Below are 8,129 nucleotides of genomic sequence, written 5' to 3'. Positions count from 1 at the left end.
GCTCATCGACCAGGTCGTGCAGACCGGCTTGTTCGGCCAGCGTCAGCACCGCCGGCAGGCCACCGAAGGCGATCAGGTTCGGGTCGTCGAAAACCGGGTCAAGGGTATGGCAAACTCGCACTACGAGTGCTCCTGTCAGGGATCAGAACGGCGTCTTCGCAAACACCATTCTTCCTTGTCGCAGGAGCATTCGCCGTCACGGCACACCCATCACATCGGCGGATCGAGGCTCAGTCAGCCGTGTTCGAGTGCGTCTCCTTGGCTCTGCGGCGGCCGCGATCAGCGGGTCATCAGGCTCGTTAGCAGGCTCCGCCACGTCGGCGGACCCTTGATTCCACGCGGAAACCAGCCGTTCGACCCGCTGTCGCCTGTTCCCGTAGTGCTCCATTGCGTCCACCCAACCCAGACCCACCCAACCCAGACCCGAGTGTCGTTGTTCAAACCGACCAATCACCGGTTTGAGTTCCTGGTTCCGCTGTCCCTCATGTGAAGCTCGGCGAGCAGCGTCCGACCGCCTCGCCGTCGCCGCCCTCCTGGACGACCAGGACGTTCTCGGCCGGCAGGTGGCGAACCTGGGTCCGCAACGCTACGCGGCCCGCGTGGCGTGGGTCCGCACGATGCTGCACGTCTTCGCCGAGCACGGGGGGCTCGCTCCCGGGCTGGACCTCGACGGGCTGGCGATCGTCCTGAGCAGCGCGACGCTGGGGCTGCTGTCGGCATCCGCGGCGTTCGGCCCTCTCACCGAGCAGCAGCTGGCGGCTGCCCTGGACAGCCTCACCGCGCTCGTGGAGCGCGGCGCATCAGGGTCGGCGCCGATCCGGGACCCCCACGCCCTGCGGGCGTCCCTCATGAGCATCTACGACCAGTTCAGCGCGCAACTTGCGGACTGAACCCACTCGGGCCCGCGGGTCGCGCATGCCTTCCCGTCTCCCCGCTCCCCTCGCGCCGCGGCGGCGGGCGTCAGGGTTGTGAGCCCCGACTGAGGCACTCCAGGAACACCCCCGGGTCGAGGTCGATCCCGGTGACGGCCTGCGCGTATTCCAGACCGGTCAGGAACGCCGCGAGTTCCGGCGTCGGCAGGGGCAGGCCGGGTGGCCGCGAGGCGTCCAACAGGGCACGCATGCGCGCCCTGGTGGGCTCGATGGCCGCCGCCACGCCCTCATCCCGGCGGGCGAGCAGCAGCAGCTCGAGCCACGCGACGGACGTCGGCGACCCGGGCTGGGCGCCCTGCTCGACACGGGCCTGCGCGACGTCGTCGGCGACAGCGGTGACGAGCGCCTGCCGCGTCCGGAACAGGTTGCTCGTGGAGCCCTGGGGCAGGCCGGCCGCCTGGTCCACGGCGCGGTGCGTCAGCCCGTGGACGCCTCTCGCCGCGAACACCTCGACTGCCGCCGCACGCACTTGCTCTTCCCTCGTGGACACACTACGATGGTAGTGTAACTACGAACGTAGTAGAAGGAGACAGGCCATGTTCGTCCAAGACGAGGGCGCCGGCCCGGCGATCGTGTTCATCCCCGGCCTGGGCGCCGACCACACGATGTACGCCCCGCAGATGGCGGCGCTCACCGAGTTCCGTCGCCTGGCCGTCGACCTCCGGGGCACGGGACAGTCACCCACGCTCGACGGCGTCCGGGTGGAGGACGTGATCCCCACCCAAGCCGACGAGGTCGCCGCCCTGCTGCGCGAACGCGGCATCGAGCGGGCCCATCTGGTCGGGATCTCCTACGGCGGCCCCGTGATCGAGACGCTCATGCTCCGGCACCCCCACCTCGTCGCGTCCGCGATCATCGCCGACAGCCTCTGCGACACCCGCCCCCGCACGCTGGCCGAGCGGGCGCAGCTGTGGGCCGCCCGGAGCCAGCCGGCCATGCTGCGGCTCCTCCCCCGGTCGGTGAACGCAGCCGCGGTCCGGAAGGTCTACGCGAAGCGGTGGCCCCTAGCCGCCGAGGCGCTCGCACGCTACTTCGCCACGGCGCCCATCGACGACCTGGTCAAGCAGCGGCGCGCGGTGAACGCCGTCCAACTGGAAGACGACCTTCGGTCGTGCCGGACGCCGACGCTCTGCCTGGTCGGCGACGACAGCGCCCTGGCCATCGCCATGATGCGCCGCGTCGCCGAGGCGCTCCCCCGATCCGAGTTCGCCATCATCCCCGACTCGTTCGACCCGTCGAGCCTGTGTCAGCCCGAGGCGTTCACCGAGCACGTCCGCCGGTGGGTCACCGAGCAGGACGGGCGGCGCTCCGGGGATGAGGCGGCGGCCTGAGCCGAATCGTCGTCGGCGCAGGGGGTGGGGCGTACGCTCCCAACCTGCTCATCCGTCCCGCCACGGTGAACGACATCGACGGCGTCCTCGCCATGCGGCGTGCGCTGACGCTGTCCTACCACCCCGCCGACTTCGACGCCCACCCCGACTGGGCCGAGCGGGCGGCGTCCGTGCTGGCGAACATGATCGCCGGCCCGACCCACCGCATCGTGGTCGCCGACTCCGGCACCGGCGGCGTGGTGGGCTGCGGCACCGCACGGCTCGACGTGCGCCTCCCCTGGCCCGGCGGCAGCGCGACGACCGGCGAGATCGCCGACATGTGGGTCGACCCGGCGGCGCGCGGACACGGCGTGGCCCGCGCCATGATCGACGACCTCGTGGCCTGGTGCCGCGAGCGGGGCGCGCGAGCCGTCACCCTCCACTCCACGCCGGCCGCGACCGGCTTCTACGAGCGGGTCGGCTTCCACGTCGGCGTCCCCAGCGCCACATCCGAGCGATTCCCTCAGATGTGGCTCGACTTCTGAGCGACGCGGCATCTGTGCACGTGCACCAGCAATCCTTGCGGTGACGCGGATGCTCCACCCCATGATCACGCCTCACACTGGTGTTCATCACAAGCAAAGGAGCTTCGATGAATCCCAGCCCACCCACGATCGTCCTGGCACCGGACTCCTACAAGGAGAGCCTGACGGCCCGCGAGGTGTGCGAGGCCATGGAACGAGGGTTCCGCGACGCCTTCCCGGACGCAACCTACGTGCACGTCCCCATGGCCGACGGCGGGGAGGGCACTCTGCAGTCCCTCGTCGACGCCCGCGGCGGCAGCGTCGCGGACCACGTCGTCACCGGCCCCCTCGGCACGCCCGTCACCGCCCAACTCGGGCTCACCGGCGACACCGCCGTGATCGAGATGGCCTCCGCCAGCGGTCTGCCCCTCGTCGCCCCCGCCGATCGAGATCCTCGCGTCACCACCACCCGAGGCACCGGCGAACTCATCCTCGCCGCCCTCGACGCAGGCATCCGCCACGTCGTGCTTGGCATCGGCGGCAGCGCCACGAACGACGGCGGCAGCGGCCTCGCCCGCGCCCTCGGCGTCCATTTCCTGGACGCTGCCGGCGCCGATCTGCCCGAAGGTGGCGCAGCCCTCGCCCAGCTCGACCGGATCGACACCAGCGGCGTGGACCCGCGGGTCGCCGACCTCACCATCGACGTCGCTTGCGACGTCGACAACCCCCTGTGCGGCCGCGACGGCGCCTCGGCCATCTACGGCCCTCAGAAGGGAGCCACGCCTGCCGTCGTCGTCGAACTCGACCAGGCCCTCGCCCACTACGCCGACGTCGTCGAGCGCGACCTCGGCCGCGCCGTCCGCGACGTCCCCGGCGCGGGCGCCGCCGGCGGCCTGGGTGCCGGGCTCCTCGCCTTCACCCGGGCCCGCCTGCGCCCGGGCGTCGACATCGTCGTCGAGCAGACCGGCCTCAAGGACGCCGTCGCCTCGGCCGACCTCGTGGTCACCGGCGAGGGCCGCGTCGACGGCCAGACCCGCCACGGCAAGACGCCCGCCGGCGTCGCGCGCGTGGCCCGCGCCCACGGCGTCCCCGTCGTCGGCATCGCCGGCTGCCTCGGCGACGGAGCCGACGACCTCGTCGGCGACGTCTTCGACGTGCTCGTCCCCATCCTCACCCGTCTCGCGCCGCTCGACGCCGTCCTCGCCGACGGCGCCACCAACGTCGAACGCACCGCGCGCGCCATCGGCCGCGCCCTCGCGCTCGGCCAGTCCCTCGCCACCACCCGCCCCCGGGAGAACCTCCGATGACCCCGCTGGAAACCTTCACGCAGAACCCGGCGCCCCTCGGCAGCCTGACGCTGTGGGCGCTCGTCGCCCTCATCCCGCTGCTCGTCGTGTTCGTCGCCCTCGGCGTCCTCAAGGCCAAGGCCCACTGGGCAGCCCTCGCCGGCCTGGCCTGCGCGATCATCGTCGCCATCGCCGCCTTCCACATGCCGGCAACGCTCGCCCTGCTGTCGGCCGCCGAAGGCGCGGCCTACGGCCTGTTCCCGATCCAGTGGATCGTCATCACCGCGATCCTCCTCTACCAGCTCACCGTCGTCTCCGGGCGTTTCGAGCACCTCCGTTCGCCTTCGACGCCGTCAGCGACGACCCGCGCGTCCAGACGATCCTCATCGCCTTCTGCTTCGGTGGTCTGCTCGAGGCCCCCGCCGGCTTCGGCGCCCCGGTGGCCATCACGGCGACGATGATCATCGCCCTCGGCGTCTCCCCCATCCGTGCGGCGACCGCCGTCCTCATGGCCAACACGGCGCCCGTCGCGTTCGGGTCGCTCGCCATCCCGATCACGACGGCCTCCGGCATCACCGGCATCCCCGCCTTCGAGATCGGCGCCATGACCGGCCGCCAGGCCCCCCTGCTCGCCGCGTTCGTCCCGCTCCTCGTGCTCTTGCTCGTCGACGGTTTCCGCGGCGTGCGCGAAGTGTGGCCCGTGGCGCTCGTCACCGGTCTGTCGTTCGCCGGCGCCCAGTTCATCACCTCGAACTTCGTCTCGACCGAGCTCACCGACATCGTGGCCGCCCTCGTCGGCCTCGTCGTCACCGTGCTCTTCCTGCGCCTGTGGCACCCGCGTGGCGGCGAGGAGGCCCGCACGCGTTTCGCCGACGAGACCGAACGACTGACCGGGGTGCACCCGGTCCATTCCGAGCGCGAGCGGCTCACGCCCAACCTCGTCTTCCAGGGGCTGTTCCCCTACCTGCTGGTCGTCGTGGTGTTCTCGCTGGTCAACATGGTTCCGCCCATCAAGGCCGCCCTGACCGCCACCGACATCAAGATCCACTGGTCCGGCCTCGACGGCAACATCCTGGACGCCGCCGGCAACGCCGTGACCACGACCGTGTTCAAGCTGAACTGGCTCATGAACCCGGGCACCCTCCTGTTGCTGTGCTGCATCGTGGTGGCGCTCTACTACCGCATCGACGCGCGCACGTTCGTCTCCGAGTTCCGCAGCGTCATCTACCGGCTCCGCTGGGCGATCCTCACCGTGGCGAGCGTCCTCTCGCTGGCCTACGTGATGAACCTGTCCGGCCAGACCATCAGCATCGGCACGTGGATCGCGGCCGCCGGTGCGGCGTTCGCCTTCCTCTCAACACTGCTCGGCTGGTTCGGCACGGCCGTCACCGGCTCGGACACATCGGCCAACGCCCTGTTCAGCAAGCTGCAGCAGACGGCGGGCGACCAGACCGGCATCAGCCCGACGCTCCTCATAGCGGCGAACACGACCGGCGGCGTCATCGGCAAGATGGTCTCGCCGCAGAACCTGGCCATCGCCGCCGCCTCGGTGAAGATGGACGGCGAGGAGTCGACGCTGTTCCGCAAGATGCTGCCGTGGTCGCTCGGCTTGCTGCTCCTGCTGTGCACGCTGGTGTTCCTGCAGTCCACCGCACTCAGCTTCATGGTTCCCTGACGATTTCGCTCACGAAGGCCACGGCGTCCAGGAGCCGGCGGGGGTCGCGCCCCGTCAGCTCCTGGATGCGGTCCAGCCGGTACGTGAGCGTGTTGCGGTGGATGCACAGCTCGGACGCCGCGGCCGCCAGATTCCCGTCGTGCCGCACGACGGCGCGCACCGTCGCGAGCAGGTCGGGGTGCGGAGCGAGGGCGGTCACCAGGACGCCGCTCGGTCGCGCGCCCCGGGCCAGGCGGCACAGGTGGTCCAGTTCCGCGTAGGTCACGAGCCGCCGTCGCAGCCCCAACCGCGCCGCGACCCGGCCCGCCTCGCGGGCCAGCCCGACCGTCTCGGCGACGTTCTCGCTGCGCGGCCCCACCACGCAGAGGGCCTGCGGCAACCGATCCAGCACGGTGGACGCCGCCCGCTCGGCCGTGCCCGCGGGCGCGAGGAAGCCGAGCAGGGCGGGGGTGAGCAGGAACGTGCGCGGCAGGCCGCGGACGACGGCGTCCACCTGGGGCCGCGGCACCCCTTCGACGAGGACCGCCTCATGCGGCGTCCGCAGGTCGAGCCCGAACTCGCCGGCGTCCGCGACCAGGAGCGCCGGGTACTTGCCCACGTGGGTGACGAGCCGCTCCGCGAGGAGGTCGCGGCGTCCTTGCCGGTCGGCGCGGGCGAGCAGGGCCTGCTGGTGACCGATGAGGAGCGTGACCGACGAGCGGACCAGCTGGGCCGCGGCCGCACCTCGTCCGGCGGGCCCGTGATGCCGACGACGCCGATGCGCTCGCCATCGCGTTCGATGGGCAGGTTGATGCCGGGCCGGGCGCCCTCGGCGTCTGCGTCGATCTCGACGGGTTCGCCGCTCGTCAGCGCCGCGACCGCTCCGGGGTGCGCCTGCCCCACTCGCCGCAGATCGCCGCTCGCGATGATGTCGCCGTCGGCGTCCATGAGGTTGAGGCTGTAGGGAATGTCGCGCATGGTGGCGTCCACGACGGCCTGCGCGATCTGCCGGGTGAGCGTCCCCGTGCTCGCATCATGACACCGCCGAGCGGCCCTCAGCAGAAAGGTCGGGCTGCACCCGCGACCGCCGGACAAGCCGGGCGCGCTGGGCTACGTTGAAGCCACCAGCGGTGGAGGAGGGAACGTGGCCGCGGACGACCTGCGCAGCCTGGCCGAGAAGATGATCGCCGGATCGCGCGCCCACGAAGACCCCGACTACCCACGCTTCCACCTGGCGCCTCCCGTCGGCCGGCTCAACGACCCCAACGGGCTCGTGGTGCGCGACGGCGTCCACCACGCCTTCTACCAGTTCAGCCCCTTCCACCCCCGCAAGCTCGTCTACTGGGGCCACGCCAGCTCGCCCGACTGCACGCAGTGGACGGACCACGGACCAGCGCTCTGCCCCGACGCCTGGTACGACCGCACGGGGGTCTACTCGGGCAACGCGCTCGTGGAGGACGACGTCACCTACCTGTTCTACACCGGCAACGTCCGCTTCCCCGACGGAGGCCGCGACACCCACCAGTGCCTCGCGACCACCACGGACTTCACCACGTTCACCAAGGCACCCGGCAACCCGCTCATCCCGGAGCCACCCGACGGCTACACGCGGCACGTGCGCGACCCCAACGTATGGCGCGACGCCGACGGCAGCCTCCGCATGCTCGTCGGCGCTCAACGGGCCGACCTGACCGGAGCCGCCCTCCTCTACCGATCGGAGGACCGTCTCGCCTGGACGTTCGAGGGAGAGCTGCAGTTCCCCGGCCACGAGGAGACCTTCTCCCGGTGCGGCTACATGTGGGAGTGCCCGGCGCTGGTGCGGGTGCCGGACGAGCGGCCCGGAGTGCTCCACGACGTGTTCCTCTTCTGCCCCCAGGGCCACGACCCGTACGACGAGGGCTTCGAGAACGTGTTCCCTGCCTGCGCCGTCGTCGGTCGTCTCGACGGCAACGCCTTCCACGCCGACGGGCCACTGGCCGAGATCGATCGCGGGTTCGAGTTCTACGCCCCGCAGGTGTTCGCGCGGGCCGCGGCCGACCCGGGACCCACCGAGCTGGTCGCCTGGTTCGGCAACGCGGGCGAAGACGACCAGCCCTCGATGGAGTTCGACTGGGTGCACACGTTCACCCTGGTCCGGGAGCTGCGGGTGCGGGCCGGACGCCTCGTCCAGCGGCCGGTCCTCGACCTGGCGGCGGCGCGTCCCGTGGACCTGGAGTTGCCGCCGACGCTCAGCAACCGGGATCTGTCCCTCGCCGGCCTCGCCGGCTCGCGCGCCTTCGCGCTGCGGCTCGACTTCGACCTTTCGGACGCCGCCGGCTGGGGCCTGCGCATCGGCTCGGACGCCTCGCACGTCGACGTGCGCGTCTCCGGGGACCGGCTCGTCGTGGACCCGTCCACCACCCGCTAACCGCACGGCGCCCCGC

The 8,129-nt window shown here is 71.6% G+C and carries 9 protein-coding genes and 1 pseudogene; 7 read left to right on the top strand and 3 right to left on the bottom strand.

Translation table 11 applies throughout. From position 1 onward, the window contains the following. Positions 1-458 precede the first annotated feature (458 nt). Positions 459-890 (top strand): hypothetical protein, encoded by a 432-nt coding sequence (locus Q1K57_RS05475; RefSeq protein ID WP_300079834.1) that lies wholly within the window; start codon positions 459-461, stop codon positions 888-890. A 70-nt stretch (positions 891-960) separates the two neighbouring features. Here Q1K57_RS05475 and Q1K57_RS05470 read toward each other — a convergent pair whose 3' ends face one another. Continuing rightward, the gene (locus Q1K57_RS05470) at positions 961-1,422 is read right to left on the bottom strand and encodes a TetR family transcriptional regulator (protein ID WP_300079832.1); all 462 of its coding nucleotides are present in this window, start codon (positions 1,420-1,422) and stop codon (positions 961-963) included. A gap of 46 nt (positions 1,423-1,468) precedes the next feature. On the opposite strand from Q1K57_RS05470, the gene Q1K57_RS05465 reads away from it, so the two are divergent. From Q1K57_RS05465 to Q1K57_RS05445, 5 genes are all read left to right on the top strand, one after another. Beyond that, positions 1,469-2,263 (top strand): alpha/beta hydrolase, encoded by a 795-nt coding sequence (locus tag Q1K57_RS05465; protein WP_300079831.1) that lies wholly within the window; start codon positions 1,469-1,471, stop codon positions 2,261-2,263. Next, positions 2,260-2,787 (top strand): GNAT family N-acetyltransferase, encoded by a 528-nt coding sequence (locus Q1K57_RS05460; RefSeq protein WP_366525338.1) that lies wholly within the window; start codon positions 2,260-2,262, stop codon positions 2,785-2,787. The genes Q1K57_RS05465 and Q1K57_RS05460 overlap by 4 nt, the downstream gene beginning before the upstream one ends. A 107-nt stretch (positions 2,788-2,894) precedes the next feature. Then, positions 2,895-4,073 (top strand): glycerate kinase, encoded by a 1,179-nt coding sequence (locus Q1K57_RS05455; protein WP_300079830.1) that lies wholly within the window; start codon positions 2,895-2,897, stop codon positions 4,071-4,073. Further along, a complete protein-coding gene (locus tag Q1K57_RS05450) occupies positions 4,070-4,513 on the top strand; it encodes an L-lactate permease (protein WP_300079828.1) in 444 nt (147 codons plus the stop codon). Before Q1K57_RS05455 ends, Q1K57_RS05450 begins: the two co-directional genes overlap by 4 nt. After that, entirely contained in the window at positions 4,432-5,727 is a 1,296-nt protein-coding gene (locus Q1K57_RS05445; protein WP_300079835.1) for an L-lactate permease, read from the top strand. Before Q1K57_RS05450 ends, Q1K57_RS05445 begins: the two co-directional genes overlap by 82 nt. Here Q1K57_RS05445 and Q1K57_RS05440 read toward each other — a convergent pair. Next, positions 5,714-6,325 (bottom strand): helix-turn-helix domain-containing protein, encoded by a 612-nt coding sequence (locus Q1K57_RS05440; RefSeq protein WP_300079827.1) that lies wholly within the window; start codon positions 6,323-6,325, stop codon positions 5,714-5,716. The two genes, Q1K57_RS05445 and Q1K57_RS05440, sit on opposite strands and share 14 nt — an antisense overlap. Positions 6,326-6,501: 176 nt before the next feature. Next, positions 6,502-6,684: pseudogene (locus Q1K57_RS15710) on the bottom strand (sugar diacid recognition domain-containing protein); the annotation flags it as partial. A gap of 166 nt (positions 6,685-6,850) precedes the next feature. Here Q1K57_RS15710 and Q1K57_RS05430 point away from each other — a divergent pair. Next, positions 6,851-8,113 (top strand): glycoside hydrolase family 32 protein, encoded by a 1,263-nt coding sequence (locus Q1K57_RS05430; RefSeq protein WP_300079824.1) that lies wholly within the window; start codon positions 6,851-6,853, stop codon positions 8,111-8,113. The last annotated feature ends 16 nt before the right edge of the window (positions 8,114-8,129 follow it).

This window comes from Propioniciclava sp. (genome assembly GCF_029977985.1).
Classification (GTDB): domain Bacteria; phylum Actinomycetota; class Actinomycetes; order Propionibacteriales; family Propionibacteriaceae; genus Propioniciclava.
This window is presented reverse-complemented; position numbering and strand designations above follow the sequence as displayed.

What these genes read in the sequence shown, in the direction of transcription:
- Q1K57_RS05465 (WP_300079831.1), top strand. Translation starts at nt 1,469, where the DNA reads ATGTTCGTCCAAGACGAGGGCGCCGGCCCGGCGATCGTGTTCATCCCC.
- Q1K57_RS05455 (WP_300079830.1), top strand. Translation starts at nt 2,895, where the DNA reads ATGAATCCCAGCCCACCCACGATCGTCCTGGCACCGGACTCCTACAAG.
- Q1K57_RS05450 (WP_300079828.1), top strand. Translation starts at nt 4,070, where the DNA reads ATGACCCCGCTGGAAACCTTCACGCAGAACCCGGCGCCCCTCGGCAGC.